We start from the raw sequence: 15,710 nt of genomic DNA on the forward strand, positions 1-15,710 counted from the left end.
TAGGTGCTTAAAACATGAGTTCAGAATTTGTCATTACGATGGCTGAAAGATCAGTGTATGTTGTATTACTTGTCAGCGGGCCGCTTCTAGCGCTCGCACTAATCGTGGGACTAATTGTCAGTGTGTTTCAGGCGACAACCCAAATCCAAGAACAGACGCTTGCGTTCATTCCAAAAATTGTTGCAGTGCTCATTGGACTTGTTGTGTTTGGTCCGTGGATGCTTTCAACAATTGTGTCATTTACAACAGAGCTGTTCTCGAATTTAGATCGATTTGCAGGTTAATCAGAGATGTCAATCATAGAATTATTTCCTGCCTTTCTTCTCGTTTTCATTCGGATCACCGCTTTTTTCGTGACAGTGCCGCTATTAGCGCATCGAACGATACCAGCAGTTCACAGAGTTGGTTTTTCACTGTTTTTGGCTGTCATTAGTTTTAGCACCATTAAAGAACCGCCAGCACTCGATATCGACGGTCTTTACATGATGCTTGCCGTGAAAGAAGCAATGGTCGGACTTCTGCTTGGACTGATTGCATATATCATGGTGTCCGCAGTTCAAATTGCCGGCTCATTCATTGATTTTCAAATGGGTTTTGCGATCGCCAATATTATTGATCCACAAACAGGGGCGCAAACTCCGCTGATGGGGCAGTTTTTTTATACGGTGACCTTGCTACTGATGCTGGCAACAAATGCACATCATTTGCTGCTTGATGGAATCTATTACAGTTTTCAATATATTCAAGTTGATCAGTATGCGCTGAACTTCGGTAGTGAATCCTTTGCTTACTTTATTGCAAAGAGCTTCAACCAAATGTTCATCATAGCCTTTCAAATCTCAGCACCTGTTGTGGCTAGTTTGTTTTTAGTCGATTTGGCATTAGGAATTGTGGCACGTACAGTTCCGCAAATGAACGTATTTGTCGTTGGACTGCCCATTAAAATGGGCGTGAGTTTTATTATGATCATCATTTGTATGGGTGTCATCTTCGGGGTCGTCCAAAATACATTTGAAACGATTGTGCTCACCATGAGGAATTTCTTAGCATTGGTCGGTGGTTCGTCATGACGACAAGACTTAGACTCGACTTGCAATTTTTCGCAGGTGAAAAAACAGAAAAAGCAACACCGAAAAAGAGACGGGATTCACGTAAAAAAGGGCAGGTTGCCAAAAGTACCGACGTCAATACAGCCATCTCATTTCTACTAATCTTTTTATCATTCTTTTTTATTGGGCCTTTTATGAAAGAGCGTATTATTGCGCTCATTGAACGTTTTTATTCAACAACGATGCTAATGAAGGTTAGCACATCTAATATTCATCAACTATTTGTGGAATTGCTTCAGGAAACAGGACTCCTCCTCATGCCAATCCTTGGTGTTGGTATGCTGGCAGGGATCATTAGTAACTATTTGCAGGTTGGCTTTCTCTTTTCGACAGAAGTAATCAAACCGAAATTAGAAAAACTCGATCCAATCAAAGGGTTTAAACGAATATACAGTATTCGAGCCCTCGTAGAGCTATTAAAATCCATTTTGAAAATTGGTTTAATTGGTTTTGCGACATTTATTGCACTTTGGATGCACTTTGACGATATCCTGAGGCTTCCTTTATTAACAGCAGAGGAAACTCTTCATTTCGTGGCAAATATGACCTTGATTATGGGTCTATATGCAGCAGGTGCTCTCATGATCTTAGCAGGGCTTGATTATATGTATCAGAAATTTGATTATGAAAAAAACTTACGGATGTCTAAACAAGACATCAAAGATGAGTATAAAAAATCAGAGGGTGACCCGCTCATAAAATCAAAAATTAAACAGCGGCAAAGGGAAATGGCCATGAGACGGATGATGCAGGAAGTCCCAAAAGCGGACGTCATCATTACAAACCCGACCCACTACGCAATTGCCTTGAAATATGACGAAGAAAAGATGGACGCGCCCTATGTTGTGGCAAAGGGAACAGATATTTTGGCTTTGAAAATTAGAACAATTGCGAAAGAACATGATGTCATGACTGTAGAGAACCGGCCACTCGCCCGCGCCCTCTATGATCAAGTGGATATTGACCAAGCGGTGCCGGAAGAGTATTTTAAGGCGATCGCAGAAATTTTGGCTTACGTATATAAAACGAAACAAAAGATTTTATGAATTTTTGGTATTAAAAGGAGAGAACAGGCATGTCAGCAAGAGATTTATCTGTTTTATTCAGTGTTATTTTAATCGTGGCGATGCTGGTCATACCGTTTCCGCCCATCCTATTAAGTATTTTAATCATTATTAATATTTCTCTTGCGCTTATCGTGCTTCTCACCACAATGAACATGCAAGAACCACTGCAATTTTCCATTTTTCCATCTTTGCTTTTGCTCTTAACACTGTTTCGTTTAGGGCTTAACATCTCTACAACCCGTTCTATTTTATCAACTGGAGATGCTGGTAAGGTTGTAGAAACGTTTGGATCATTTGTTGTTGGGGGCAATATACTCGTTGGTCTGGTTGTCTTCCTTATTCTGATCATCATTCAGTTTATTGTCATCACCAAAGGGGCAGAGCGTGTATCAGAGGTTGCAGCCAGATTTACACTCGATGCGATGCCAGGTAAACAGATGAGTATTGACGCAGATTTGAATGCAGGAATGCTGACAGAAAGTGAAGCTAGAAACCGCCGTGAAAAAGTAGCAAGAGAAGCAGACTTTTATGGTGCGATGGATGGTGCAAGTAAGTTCGTTAAAGGGGATGCCATCGCAGGTATTATCATCGTTATTATCAATATTATTTTTGGCATCATTATTGGGATGATTCAGCAAGGAATGTCGATTCAAGAATCAGCTTCCCACTTTACTCTTTTAACAGTGGGTGATGGAATTGTTTCGCAGATCCCTGCACTTCTTATTTCAACAGCGACAGGGATTGTTGTCACGAGAGCGGCTTCTAACGGAAACCTTGGTTCAGACATTACGGGTCAGCTCTTTGCCTTCCCTGCCATGCTTTATGTCACAGCAGGTACGATCTTCCTGCTTGGATTGTTTACGCCAATTGGCGTACTTTTGACAGGGCCGATCGCAGGTTTACTTGCACTCGGTGCGTACATGATGTCGAAAAACAAACAGGATCAAGAAGAGATTGAAGAAGTACTGGAAGAACAGGCAGAGGTAGAAGAGATGAAAAGTCCAGAAAGCGTCATTCATCTCCTGCAAATGGATGCCATTGAATTTGAATTTGGCTACGGGTTGATCCCGCTTGCAGATGCCAATCAAGGCGGAGACCTGCTAGACCGAATTGTCATGATCAGAAGGCAGCTTGCTCTTGAACTAGGTCTTGTCATTCCAGTTGTCCGTATTCGAGACAACATTGCGCTGAACCCGAATGAATACAGGCTCAAAATAAAAGGGAACGAAGTGGCAAAAGGAGAGCTGCTGCTCGATCATTACTTAGCGATGTCTCCAACGCCTGATGATGATCCGATTGAAGGAATTGAAACAATCGAACCATCCTTTGGTCTGCCGGCAAAATGGATATCAGAAGCAGAAAAAGATCAGGCTGAAATGCTTGGCTATACAGTGGTCGATCCAGCATCTGTTGTGTCTACCCACATCACAGAGAAGATTAGACAGAACACCCATGAACTGCTTGGACGCCAAGAAACGAAGCAATTAATCGATCATCTGAAAGAAAGTTATCCAGTTCTAGTAGATGAGGTAACACCGAATCCACTAGCAGTCGGGGATATCCAAAAAGTACTTGCAAAGCTTCTGAAAGAAAAGGTCTCCATTCGAAACCTTGTGACCATTTTTGAGACCCTTGCAGACTACGGAAAATTAACGACTGATACAGACTTGCTAACAGAGTATGTTAGACAGGCACTTGCAAGACAGATTACTGCACAGTATGCAAGAGAAAATGAATCACTGAAAGTCGTGACATGCTCAGGACGAGTCGAAAAGGTGATTGCAGACAGCGTGCAGCAAACAGAGCATGGGAACTACTTATCGTTAGATCCAGAATCCTCTGAAAGTGTGATTCAATCAGTGGCGAGAGAAATTGAACAGCTTTCGCTTCGTCAAGAAACGCCGGTTCTATTATGCTCACCTCCTATAAGAATGTACGTCAAACAGTTGTTAGAAAGATATTTCCCAGATTTACCGGTACTATCTTATAACGAACTAGAAGCAAATGTGGAAGTACAGAGCATCGGAGTGGTGGATATCTAATGAAAATGAAAAAAATCACAGCGAATTCTATGCAGGAGGCAACGATCCAAATCAGGCAGCAGCTTGGGAAGGATGCCGTCATATTAAATTCGAAAACCGTTGTCAAACGAAAGCTGTTCGGTTTAAAGAAACAGCAAATGGTCGAAGTGATTGCAGTGCTGGATCAAGATTTTGAAGAAAGAGCCGGTAAAGGATTACAACCAGCAGCTGCGCCTATCCCAGTGTTACCGAAAAAGGAGCAGACTCAACACCTTACACAAGAGCTGCCGGCTGCTGCTCAAGCAGTCAAAGCAGCGCCTTCTCATTCTCAGCCTATAGAATATGCAAGAAACGAACGCCATGCCGGGATCTGCCGGATTCTCTCATGAAAATGGATCAAAAGCTAAAGGATCAAGGTCTTGATACTGAGATTCGAGATGAGTGCTTAAAGGGTCTTTTAACAAAAGGTGCTGTGAAAGAAGAGCAGATTGAAAAAGAACTTGAAAAACTACTCACAGGGATGCTTCCGGCTCACACTTCTGATGAGCCGATGATTCGTTCGAAATACATTGTGTTGTTTGGTTCAACTGGTGCTGGTAAAACGACAACGATTGCAAAGCTGGCTGCGAAAACGGCTATTCAGCAGCAAAAGAAAATTGCTTTTATCACAACAGATACGTACCGGATTGCAGCGATTGAACAACTAAAAACATATGCTGAACTGCTGAATGCACCTCTTGAAGTTTGTTATTCAAGAGAGGACTTTGTGAAAGCACAGCAGACCTTTAAAGACTATGATCATATTTTCATCGATACAGCAGGCCGTAACTTTAAAGAAGAGGCGTACATCAAAGAGCTGACAGATATCATTCCATTTGATGAAAGCATTCAAAGTTTTCTCGTCATGAGTGCGACATCGAAATATCAAGATATGAAAGCCATGGTCAAACGTTTTGAACACGTTCCAATCGATCAATTTATTTTTACAAAAGTTGATGAAACAGACACGATGGGAACGATCTTTCAAATCATTGCAGAATCTCAAATCGGGCTCGGGTTTTTAACAAATGGTCAAAATGTGCCTGAGGATATTCTTGAGAGTTCCCCCCTTGATTTGACAAGGATGGTCTTACAATGATGAAGCCTGACCAAGCCGAAGGTTTAAGAAAGCTTGTTCAGCAGAATCAACTGATTGTACCGAACACTCTTCGTGCGAATGGACAGGCGAAAACCATTGCTGTCATGAGCGGTAAAGGCGGAGTAGGTAAATCGAATTTAACGCTGAATATGGCACTGTCTATCGCAAGTACGGGCAAGCAAGTGCTCATCATCGACCTCGACTTTGGCATGGGGAATATTGATATTTTACTAGGGAAAACATCGACCAGCTCTATATTAGACGTGCTTGTTAGAAAAAAATCCTTCCAAGCGGCTATGACAAAAGGAACGGAAAATCTGTATTACATTTCTGGAGGAAGCGGGCTTGAACAGCTGTTTTCTTTAGACAAAGATCAATGGTCGTTCTTTTTAGAAGAGATGGAGAAAATATTGAATGACTTTGATTGTATATTCTTTGATATGGGTGCAGGCTTGTCAAAAGATCAACTCCCCTTTGTCTTATCGGCAGGAGAGGTGGTCGTTGTGACAACGCCAGAACCAACATCCATCATGGATGCCTACAGCGCAATTAAGCACTTAGCCATTCATCAGTTTGAACAGTCTGTTCAAATCATCGTCAACCGGTGTAAAACCCCGTCAGAAGGGTCTGAAACGTACCGGAAATTAGCAGGAGTGGTGACATCCTTTCTACACCGAAAGCTTGTGTTTGCTGGGGCGGTGCCTGATGATCCTGCTGTTCCTAAAGCAGTCACTGAACAAATGCCATTTTATATGAAGCAGCCTCATTCAAGGCTAAGTAAAACCATTAAAATGCTAGCTGAAACACTGTATCATCAGCAGATAAGAGAGGCACGGAGAGAGCAGCATACGTTTATAGATAAGTTGTCCTCTTTTTTTAAAAGGAGGAAGGTGGACTCATGATTAGAGTGCTTGTAGTAGATGACTCGGCTTTTATGAGAAAACTCATCAGTGATTTCCTAAGTGCCGAGCAAGAAATTGAAGTCGTCGGAACGGCGCGAAATGGAGAAGATGCCTTAAAGCGGATTAAGGAATTGAATCCAGATGTTGTCACACTTGATGTGGAAATGCCTGTTCTAAATGGAACAGAAGCATTAAAACAAATTCTGGCTGAACACGACCTTGCTGTGATTATGGTGTCAAGCCAGACGAAGCAAGGGAAGGAATTAACCATCCATTGCTTAGAACTCGGTGCTTTTGACTTTGTGACAAAGCCTTCAGGAAGTATTTCGCTCGATTTACACAAAGTAAGAGGTCAAATTGTAGAGCGGGTACTTGCGGCAGGCCTGTCGAGGAAACGTACTGAGAAACAAGTTTCTCCTAAGCCGTTCATGAAGCCGCCAAGTCCAATTCCAGCGGCCGCTCCCCGTCTGCAAGAAGTAAGAAGCGGTTCATCACTCCGAAAGATTATTTCAATCGGAACTTCTACGGGAGGGCCTAGGGCGCTTCAACGAGTCGTCACGAAGCTGCCAAAAGACATAGAGGCGCCGATTTTGATTGTGCAGCATATGCCGGCAGGATTTACGGCATCGCTGGCTACTAGATTAGATCATTTATCACAAATTACGATCAAAGAAGCTCAAGATGGAGACATCGCTAAAAATGGAGTGGCTTACATAGCTCCTGGTGGATTGAATATGTCACTTCATGAACAAGGGGCAGCTTTAGTGATCAGGCTGTCCCCAGAAGACACTGACAGCCGTCACAAACCTTCTGTTAACTATTTATTTGAATCCATCAGCAACATAAAAGGTTACGAGAAAATCGCTGTCATTATGACAGGAATGGGTAGTGACGGCACAGAAGGTGTCAAAAAAATGGTCGCAAGCGGTCATACAAAAGTCATTGCAGAAAAAGAAGAATCATGTGTTGTTTTCGGAATGCCTAAATCAGTCATTAAAGCAGGCCTTGCACATGAAACAAGGCATGTGGATGACATCGCACATGCAATTATAAGCTCCATGAAAAAAGAGAGGGCGTGAACACGTTGGATGTAAACCAATACTTAGATATCTTTTTAGATGAAAGCAGAGAACACTTACAAACTTGTAATGAAAAACTTCTTGAATTAGAAAAGAACCCAACAGACTTGCAGCTAGTGAATGATATATTCAGAGCCGCTCATACACTGAAAGGCATGAGTGCAACGATGGGCTTTGATGATATGGCTCAATTAACACATCATTTAGAAAACATGTTTGATGCCATCAGAAACGAACAAATGATTGTCACTCCTGAATCAATGGATACGATGTTTGAAGCACTCGATCACCTTGAAGCAATGGTTCAATCGATTGCAGAGGGCGGGGATGGAAAACGTGATGTCACGGAGATTAGTAAAAAACTAGATGTGACAGGAAGCCATGCAGAAACAGCATCTGCCGTTGAGACTGCTGAAGCATCATCAGCTGCAAGCGACCTAGACTATAACGAATTTGAACGAACAGTTCTTGATGAAGCGAGAGAACAAGGCTTTAAATGTTATGAGCTGAACGTGACATTAAGTGACGCATGCTTATTAAAAGCCGTTCGTGTCTATATGATTTTTGAAAGACTGAACGAAGCAGGAGAAGTTGTCAAAACGGTTCCGAATGCAGAACTTTTAGAATCAGAAGATTTTGAATCTGAATTCAGCATTTCTTACTTATCGAAACAGCCGATGGAAGAAGTGAAAAAAATCGTGACAGCGATCTCAGAGGTTGAACAAGTGGAGATTTCTGAAGTCTCTGCCTTTGAAGAAGCGGCTCCGGCTGAAACAAAAGCAGAGAAACCTGAGCAGAAAAATGAAGAAGCCGCAGCTCCTGCTGCTAAAGCGCCAGCAAACGATGCGCCAAAAGCAAATGGCAATAACGGTGCAGCTGCCGGCGGAACGAAAACGATCCGTGTCAACATTGATCGTCTAGATTCACTTATGAACCTGTTTGAAGAGCTTGTCATTGATAGAGGACGTTTAGAACAGATTGCTAAAGAACTTGAAAACAACGAACTCACGGATACAGTGGAAAGAATGTCCCGTATTTCTGGAGACCTGCAATCGATCATCTTGAACATGAGAATGGTGCCTGTAGAAACGGTGTTTAACAGATTCCCACGTATGATTCGTCAATTGACGAAAGAGCTCAATAAGAAAATTGAACTGATCATTGAAGGTGCTGAGACAGAGCTTGATCGAACAGTGATCGATGAAATTGGCGATCCGCTCTTACACTTACTTAGAAACAGTCTCGATCACGGGATTGAATCACCAGAAGAACGTGTGAAAAAAGGCAAACCAGAAAAAGGAACTGTTCTTTTAAAAGCATATCATAGCGGAAACCATGTCTTCATTGAAGTCGAAGATGATGGCGGCGGGATTAACCGTAAAAAGGTCCTTGAAAAAGCATTAGAGCGCGGAGTTATTACAGAAAGAGAAGCGGAAACGCTTGAAGATCACCAAATTGATTCATTGATCTTTGCAGCAGGGTTCTCTACAGCTGATACGATTTCTGATATCTCGGGCCGGGGTGTAGGTCTTGACGTTGTGAAAAACAAGCTGGAATCATTAGGTGGTTCTGTGAGTATTAACTCAACAGAAGGTCAAGGCTCACTGTTCTCAATTCAGCTTCCACTTACATTATCGATCATTTCCGTACTTCTTGTGAAACTAGAGGAAGAAACATTTGCTATTCCGATTTCTTCTATTATAGAAACGGCTGTCATTAAGAAGAGTGACATCCTTCAAACGCATGATCGTGAAGTCATTGATTTCCGTGGATTTATCGTACCGGTTGTGTACTTGAAGAAACAGTTCAACGTACCAAATGCGAATGATTTAGAAGAAGAACTGCACATTATTGTTGTCCGTAAAGGAGACAAGCTAACAGCATTTGTGGTCGATTCGTTTATCGGTCAGCAAGAGGTTGTATTGAAATCACTTGGAGATTACCTACCAAACGTATTTGCGATATCAGGCGCAACAATCTTAGGTGACGGTCAGGTTGCACTCATCGTTGACTGTAATGCACTGATTAAGTAAAAAACAATAGAGGAGCGGTCTGAAATGAGTACAGATATCAAAACTGGCGAAAAGATGATTGTGTTTATCGTAAACAAAAAAGAATACGCCATTTCAGTATCAGAAGTAAAGTCCATTGAAAAATGGCAGCAGCCGACAAGAGTTCCTGGCGTTGCCCCTTATATATGCGGTGTCATTAATCTACGTGGTGTCGTGACACCTGTCATTGACCTTAGAGTGAGACTTGGATCAACTGACAACGAGATTACAGACGAAACAAGAATGATTATTGTACAAGTTGGTGACATTGAAGTCGGCTGGATTGTTGATGAAGCAAATGATGTCATTACTGTTCATCAGGAAGAGGTAGAAACTTCTACTGATTCAGCTGAAAAAGAAGGACTGTCATGGGTGACAGGAATTATTAAGCATGATCAGCGTCTATTCAATATCATTCATGCTGGTGCGGTCCTCGACAAGAGCGTGCAAGATGCACCTGTTCATTAAGGGGGATGTGAGATGAGCATTTTCAATGAAATTAAAGATGAACAGCTAGATATATTAAGTGAGGTTGGGAATATCGGAGCAGGCCATGCAGCGTCTGCTCTTGCCAGCCTATTGAATCGCAAAATTGATATGGCTGTTCCTTTTGTCAAAGTTCTCTCGTTTGAAGATTTAATGGATTTCTTTGGTGGAGCAGACCTTCCAGTTGCCAGTATCTTTTTGCGAATGGAGGGTGACCTTACCGGTTCAATCTTTTTCATTATGCCGTTTGAACAAGCTGAACAATTTGTAAGAGAGCTTGTTCAGGACCCAGCATTTGATATTGATACGATTCATGAACACATGCTAGGAACATCAGCGCTTCATGAGCTAGGAAATATTTTAGCAGGCTCTTATTTATCAGCACTTGCCGATTTAACAAAACTGCAGCTTCATCCAAGTGTTCCAGATGTCACGCTCGACATGTTCGGGGCTGTCATTAGTGAAGGATTAATGCAGTTTAGTCCTCTCGGCGATCAGGCGATTGTGATTGATACATCGATTTTTGATGATCAAAATCAGCAAGAGCTGAAAGGAAATATGTTTCTATTACCAGACTTTGAATCGTTTGAAAAACTGTTCAAAGCATTAGGTAACCTATAATGAACGTGCAGATTCCGGCAGTTGTAAAGGTTGGTATAGCGGATGTTCAGCTTGTGAAAACACCGGACCGTATACGGACATCCGGTCTCGGTTCTTGCGTAGGACTTGTCCTTTTTGACCAAGAAAAAAAACTGGCAGGACTTGTCCATGTCATGCTTCCAGACTCCTCTCTTTCAAAAGGAGCGGTAGAGAACTTGGCTAAGTATGCAGATACAGGTGTCAAGCATACAATTGATCTGCTCTTAAAAGAAGGAGCGCGCAAACATGCGCTAAAAGCGAAGCTTGCTGGCGGCGCAGAAATGTTTAAATTTAAGTCAACCAATGATCTGATGAGAATTGGACCTAGAAATGTATCAGCTGTGAAAGAACATCTGTCTCTTCATCATATCCCGATCATTAGTGAGGACACGGGCGGAAACAATGGACGCACGATTGAATTCGATCCGCTTACAACAGAACTTGAGATCCGCACTGTGAAACAAGGCATTATGAAGATATAACTAAGGAAGTATAGGGGGAGAAAGATGCAATCCTTAAATTACGAAGATCAGGCGCTATGGGCTAGATGGAAAGAGTGGAAGGACCCAGCTGCTGGAGATGATCTTATGCGCCGCTATATGCCGCTCGTCACATATCATGTTGGAAGAATTTCCATCGGTCTCCCGAAGTCAGTGCACAAAGAAGACTTGATCAGTCTAGGGATGCTCGGTTTATATGATGCCCTTGAAAAATTTGACCCCGGAAGAGATCTGAAGTTTGATACATATGCATCCTTCAGAATTCGCGGGGCCATCATCGACGGTCTTCGTAAAGAGGACTGGCTGCCTCGTACATCAAGAGAAAAAACAAAAAAAGTAGAAGCGGCAATTGAAAAGCTTGAACAGCGATATTTACGAAATGTGACACCAACAGAGGTTGCTGAAGAACTCGGCATGAGTGAACAAGATGTGGTCACAACGATGAATGAAGGGTTCTTTGCGAATTTGCTCTCGATTGATGAGAAGCTGCATGATCAAGAAGACGGAGAAAACGTTCAAGTCATGATTCGTGACGAAAAGACTGTGACACCTGAAGAAAAAATGCTGAAAGATGAATTAATTGAACAGCTTGCCGAAAAAATGACAGAGCTTTCGGAAAAAGAAAAGCTTGTGATTAGTCTTTTCTATAAAGAGGAATTGACGTTAACGGAAATTGGTCAAGTGCTTAATTTATCGACCTCCCGCATTTCGCAAATTCATTCAAAGGCATTGTTCAAGCTTAAGCATCTGCTTGATAAAGCCATTCAATCTTAAAGAGTTAGTGAGTGAAAAAATATGCTATGGCTGATTAGCTTTATGCTTCATGCTGCACTTATTTATTTTGTGATCATTTTATACACGAGAATGAATTCGCTGAAGGCAACAGAACAAAAGCAGCGAGAGCTTTTAGAAGAAACGGAAAATACCCTGGCTGCATTTTTGATGGAAGTCAAAGAAGAGAATGAAAAACTATCAAAAGCTGCAGCCACTTCCCCTGATTTTTCTGCTGAAGAGCTGAAATCGGATCTTCAGACACCAAAGCAGCCACAACCACCAATTGAATCCCAGCAATCGGTAGAAAGTGAAGATCCAGTTCCAGAGCACCTGTCGGCTCTCCTTAGCGAAGTTGAGGTGCAGGAAGAGAAGGTAAACGAACCCGTTTCAAGTCTCGAAACAGAAGCTTCTGCGCCTTCTGAAAGTGAAAGAGAAGAAACATTTGAGGATCAAGTAAAGGCCTTATATGATCAAGGGCTATCATTAGAAGAAATAGCGAAAGAATTAAAAACGGGCAAGACAGAAATCGAGCTTTTATTAAAATTTAGCGGAAAGCTGTAAAGGATTCTTGATTGTCAGTCCATCATGTGTTATATTATTTCTTGGTGTTAAATACACACGCTTAATGATTCGTATGAAGGTGCTGCCGTGGCGCAGTTTTATGTGAACATGACTTAAGCGGAGGAAAAAAAACCATTATATTAGGAGGCAACAACATGTCAGTTATTTCTATGAAACAATTGCTAGAAGCTGGTGTTCACTTCGGTCACCAAACACGCCGTTGGAACCCAAAAATGAAGCGTTACATCTTTACAGAGCGTAACGGTATCTACATCATCGATCTTCAAAAAACGGTGAAAAAAGTAGAGGAAGCTTACAACTTCACGAAAAATCTTGCTGCTGACGGAGGAAAAATCCTTTTCGTTGGTACGAAAAAGCAAGCACAAGATTCAGTGAAAGAAGAAGCAATCCGTTCTGGTATGTTCTATGTAAACCAACGCTGGCTTGGTGGAACGTTAACAAACTTTGAAACAATCCAAAAACGTATCAAACGTTTAAAAGATATTGAAAAAATGCAAGAAAACGGTACGTTCGAAGTTCTTCCTAAGAAAGAAGTCGTTCAACTGAAAAAAGAATTAGAACGTCTTGAAAAATTCCTAGGCGGAATCAAAGACATGAAGGGTCTTCCAGATGCACTTTTCATTATCGACCCTCGTAAAGAGCGTATTGCAGTTGCAGAAGCTCGTAAATTGAATATCCCAATTATCGGTATCGTTGACACAAACTGTGATCCAGACGAAATTGATGTTGTGATCCCTGCAAACGATGATGCAATCCGTGCTGTAAAACTTCTAACTGCTAAAATGGCAGATGCGATTCTTGAGTCTAAACAAGGCGAAGAAGAAGCTGTTGTAGAAGAAACGACAGAAACTGAAACAACAACTGCGTAACCTATTCAAAAGGTGATAAGAGGGAACTGCCTTTTATCACCTTTTTTTCACCTAGTAATCCGTGTTTTAACATAGAAGGAGGAAATGTAAAATGGCAATTACTGCTCAATTAGTAAAAGAACTGCGTCAGAAAACTGGTGCAGGTATGATGGACTGTAAAAAAGCGTTAACAGAAACTGATGGTGACATCGACAAAGCAATCGATCTTCTAAGAGAAAAAGGGATCGCAAAAGCTGCGAAAAAAGCAGACCGTATTGCGGCAGAAGGATTAACTCTTATTAAAACTGACGGCAACACTGGTGTTATCCTAGAAGTAAACTCTGAGACTGATTTCGTTGCGAAAAACGAAGGATTCCAAAATCTTCTTAACGAACTTGCTGATCATTTACTTGCTGCGAAACCTGCAACAATTGAAGAAGCACATGCTTCTAAAATGGAAAATGGTTCAACAGTTGAAGAACATATTACTTCTGCAATTGCGAAAATCGGAGAAAAAATTACGCTGCGCCGTTTCTCAGTCATCACAAAAGAAGATAACGCTGCATTCGGTTCTTACTTACACATGGGCGGACGCATCGGTGTATTAGCGGTTCTTAACGGAACAACTGATGAAGAGCTTGCGAGAGACATCGCAATGCACGTTGCTGCTGTAAACCCTAAATACATTTCTCGTGACCAAGTGTCTGAAGAAGAAGCAAACCGTGAGCGTGAAGTATTAACACAACAAGCGCTTCAAGAAGGAAAGCCTGAAAATATCGTTGCTAAAATGGTAGAAGGCCGTCTAAACAAATTCTTCGAAGAAATTTGCTTACTTGACCAAGCATTCGTTAAAAACCCAGATGAAAAAGTGAAACAAGTTGTAGGTGCGAAAAACGCAACTGTTCAAACTTATGTTCGCTATGAAGTGGGCGAAGGTATCGAAAAGCGTCAAGACAACTTTGCTGAAGAAGTCATGAGCCAAGTGAAAAAATAATGTTTGAAAAGCTCTCTGGGGCTTTTTTAGGGAGCACAAGCACTGTGTTCCCTATTTTTTAGAGGATATTGATTTACAAAAGACGGTTTCTTACGCATAATAAGAGACGGTATAGTTTACACTTGGAGGTTATCATGAGCAAACCGAAATATAATCGCATTGTACTGAAGCTAAGTGGAGAAGCACTAGCTGGTGATGCTGGAAATGGAATTAACCCAACTGTCATTCAATCAATTGCAAAGCAAGTAAAAGAAATTGCAGAACTTGATGTTGAAGTTGCAGTCGTTGTAGGTGGAGGAAACCTTTGGCGTGGTAAGACAGGCAGTGACTTAGGAATGGACCGGGCAACAGCAGACTATATGGGGATGCTTGCAACAGTGATGAATTCATTGGCATTACAAGACAGCCTAGAAACGCTTGGCATTCAGTCTAGAGTACAAACCTCTATCGAAATGAGACAGGTTGCAGAGCCATACATAAGAAGAAAAGCGATCCGTCACCTTGAGAAGAAACGTGTCGTGATTTTTGCTGCAGGTACTGGTAACCCTTATTTCTCTACTGATACAACAGCAGCACTTCGTGCAGCTGAAATTGAAGCAGATGTCATTTTAATGGCGAAAAACAATGTAGACGGTGTCTACAGTGCTGATCCTCGTACAGATGCGGATGCAGTAAAATATGATAAGCTTTCATATCTTGATGTACTAAAAGAAGGGCTTGCTGTAATGGATTCTACTGCGTCCTCATTATGTATGGACAATGACATTCCATTAATCGTCTTCTCTATTATGGAAGAAGGAAATATTAAACGTGCCGTCAATGGCGAATCAATCGGAACGATCGTGAGGGGGAAATAACGTGTCAAAAGAAGTGTTGAACCAAACAAAAGAAAAAATGGAAAAAGCCGTTCAAGCATACGGACGTGAACTAGCAACTGTCCGTGCGGGCAGAGCTAATGCTTCCCTTTTAGACAAAGTAACAGTGGATTACTATGGTGCGCAAACACCACTAAACCAAATTGCGTCAATTACAGTGCCAGAAGCACGTATGCTGATTATCACACCTTACGATAAAACAGCGATCGGTGATATCGAAAAGGCGATCCAAAAGTCTGATCTTGGTATCACACCAACAAGTGACGGAAACGTGATCCGTATTGCGATCCCAGCACTAACAGAAGAAAGACGTAAAGAACTTGTAAAAGTTGTGAGAAAATACTCAGAAGAAGCAAAAGTAGCTGTTCGTAACGTTCGTCGTGATGCAAACGATGAATTGAAAAAGCTAGAGAAAAATGGGGAGATCACTGAAGATGAATTAAGATCATCTACAGAGGATGTTCAAAAATTGACAGATGAATATGTCGCTAAAATTGATGAAGTGACAAAAGATAAAGAAAAAGAAATCATGGAAGTTTAAGAAAAAACTATGTACAATAGATAATAGTGAAAAGACCCTCTTCATGTTTACAGGGGGTTTTTTTGTTAATACTGTTGAGGACTATATTATTAGCGGGAACGCAA

Annotated in this window: 16 protein-coding genes and 1 pseudogene; all 17 read left to right on the forward strand. The window is 41.6% G+C overall.

What is annotated here, in order from left to right:
- The first annotated feature begins 14 nt into the window (after positions 1 to 14).
- The 17 genes and pseudogenes from fliQ (at position 15) to frr (ending at position 15,606) form a co-directional block, all read left to right on the forward strand.
- On the forward strand, positions 15 to 284 hold the full coding sequence (gene fliQ, locus AC0VYC_RS07925) for a flagellar biosynthesis protein FliQ (protein ID WP_003211206.1): 270 nt from the start codon (positions 15 to 17) through the stop codon (positions 282 to 284).
- A gap of 6 nt (positions 285 to 290) precedes the next feature.
- The gene (gene fliR, locus AC0VYC_RS07930) at positions 291 to 1,070 is read left to right on the forward strand and encodes a flagellar biosynthetic protein FliR (RefSeq protein WP_007499578.1); all 780 of its coding nucleotides are present in this window, start codon (positions 291 to 293) and stop codon (positions 1,068 to 1,070) included.
- Positions 1,067 to 2,155 carry a flagellar biosynthesis protein FlhB gene (gene flhB / locus AC0VYC_RS07935; RefSeq protein WP_041507303.1) on the forward strand — a complete coding sequence of 363 codons (1,089 nt, stop codon included), beginning with the start codon at positions 1,067 to 1,069 and terminating at the stop codon, positions 2,153 to 2,155. Before fliR ends, flhB begins: the two co-directional genes overlap by 4 nt.
- Positions 2,156 to 2,184: 29 nt before the next feature.
- On the forward strand, positions 2,185 to 4,218 hold the full coding sequence (gene flhA, locus AC0VYC_RS07940) for a flagellar biosynthesis protein FlhA (protein WP_008344782.1): 2,034 nt from the start codon (positions 2,185 to 2,187) through the stop codon (positions 4,216 to 4,218).
- Positions 4,218 to 5,335 (forward strand): annotated as a pseudogene (gene flhF / locus AC0VYC_RS07945) (flagellar biosynthesis protein FlhF). Before flhA ends, flhF begins: the two are co-directional and overlap by 1 nt.
- Entirely contained in the window at positions 5,332 to 6,237 is a 906-nt protein-coding gene (locus AC0VYC_RS07950) for a MinD/ParA family protein (RefSeq protein ID WP_427243679.1), read from the forward strand. The pseudogene flhF and the gene AC0VYC_RS07950 overlap by 4 nt, the downstream one beginning before the upstream one ends.
- Positions 6,234 to 7,316: a protein-glutamate methylesterase/protein-glutamine glutaminase gene (locus tag AC0VYC_RS07955; protein ID WP_008344775.1), complete on the forward strand. Its 1,083-nt coding sequence runs from the start codon at positions 6,234 to 6,236 to the stop codon at positions 7,314 to 7,316. The genes AC0VYC_RS07950 and AC0VYC_RS07955 overlap by 4 nt, the downstream gene beginning before the upstream one ends.
- Positions 7,317 to 7,321: 5 nt before the next feature.
- Complete coding sequence (locus AC0VYC_RS07960) at positions 7,322 to 9,349, forward strand: chemotaxis protein CheA (protein WP_007499569.1); 2,028 nt, start codon at positions 7,322 to 7,324, stop codon at positions 9,347 to 9,349.
- A gap of 24 nt (positions 9,350 to 9,373) precedes the next feature.
- Positions 9,374 to 9,835 carry a chemotaxis protein CheW gene (locus AC0VYC_RS07965; protein ID WP_045034266.1) on the forward strand — a complete coding sequence of 154 codons (462 nt, stop codon included), beginning with the start codon at positions 9,374 to 9,376 and terminating at the stop codon, positions 9,833 to 9,835.
- Positions 9,836 to 9,847: 12 nt separating this feature from the next.
- Positions 9,848 to 10,474, forward strand: a complete 627-nt coding sequence (locus tag AC0VYC_RS07970; protein ID WP_007499567.1) for a chemotaxis protein CheC — start codon at positions 9,848 to 9,850, stop codon at positions 10,472 to 10,474.
- Positions 10,474 to 10,974 carry a chemotaxis protein CheD gene (locus AC0VYC_RS07975; RefSeq protein WP_007499566.1) on the forward strand — a complete coding sequence of 167 codons (501 nt, stop codon included), beginning with the start codon at positions 10,474 to 10,476 and terminating at the stop codon, positions 10,972 to 10,974. Before AC0VYC_RS07970 ends, AC0VYC_RS07975 begins: the two co-directional genes overlap by 1 nt.
- Positions 10,975 to 10,998: 24 nt before the next feature.
- On the forward strand, positions 10,999 to 11,766 hold the full coding sequence (locus AC0VYC_RS07980; RefSeq protein ID WP_007499565.1) for a FliA/WhiG family RNA polymerase sigma factor: 768 nt from the start codon (positions 10,999 to 11,001) through the stop codon (positions 11,764 to 11,766).
- A 21-nt stretch (positions 11,767 to 11,787) separates the two neighbouring features.
- Positions 11,788 to 12,327 (forward strand): hypothetical protein, encoded by a 540-nt coding sequence (locus tag AC0VYC_RS07985; RefSeq protein WP_045034267.1) that lies wholly within the window; start codon positions 11,788 to 11,790, stop codon positions 12,325 to 12,327.
- Between the two features lie 155 nt (positions 12,328 to 12,482).
- Positions 12,483 to 13,217, forward strand: a complete 735-nt coding sequence (rpsB, locus tag AC0VYC_RS07990) for a 30S ribosomal protein S2 (protein ID WP_007499561.1) — start codon at positions 12,483 to 12,485, stop codon at positions 13,215 to 13,217.
- Between the two features lie 91 nt (positions 13,218 to 13,308).
- Entirely contained in the window at positions 13,309 to 14,190 is an 882-nt protein-coding gene (tsf, locus tag AC0VYC_RS07995) for a translation elongation factor Ts (protein ID WP_007499558.1), read from the forward strand.
- A gap of 134 nt (positions 14,191 to 14,324) precedes the next feature.
- The gene (pyrH, locus tag AC0VYC_RS08000) at positions 14,325 to 15,047 is read left to right on the forward strand and encodes a UMP kinase (RefSeq protein WP_008344767.1); all 723 of its coding nucleotides are present in this window, start codon (positions 14,325 to 14,327) and stop codon (positions 15,045 to 15,047) included.
- Between the two features lies 1 nt (position 15,048).
- Positions 15,049 to 15,606 carry a ribosome recycling factor gene (gene frr / locus AC0VYC_RS08005; RefSeq protein WP_008344764.1) on the forward strand — a complete coding sequence of 186 codons (558 nt, stop codon included), beginning with the start codon at positions 15,049 to 15,051 and terminating at the stop codon, positions 15,604 to 15,606.
- The last annotated feature ends 104 nt before the right edge of the window (positions 15,607 to 15,710 follow it).

This window comes from Bacillus sp. iso_77, assembly GCF_056173625.1.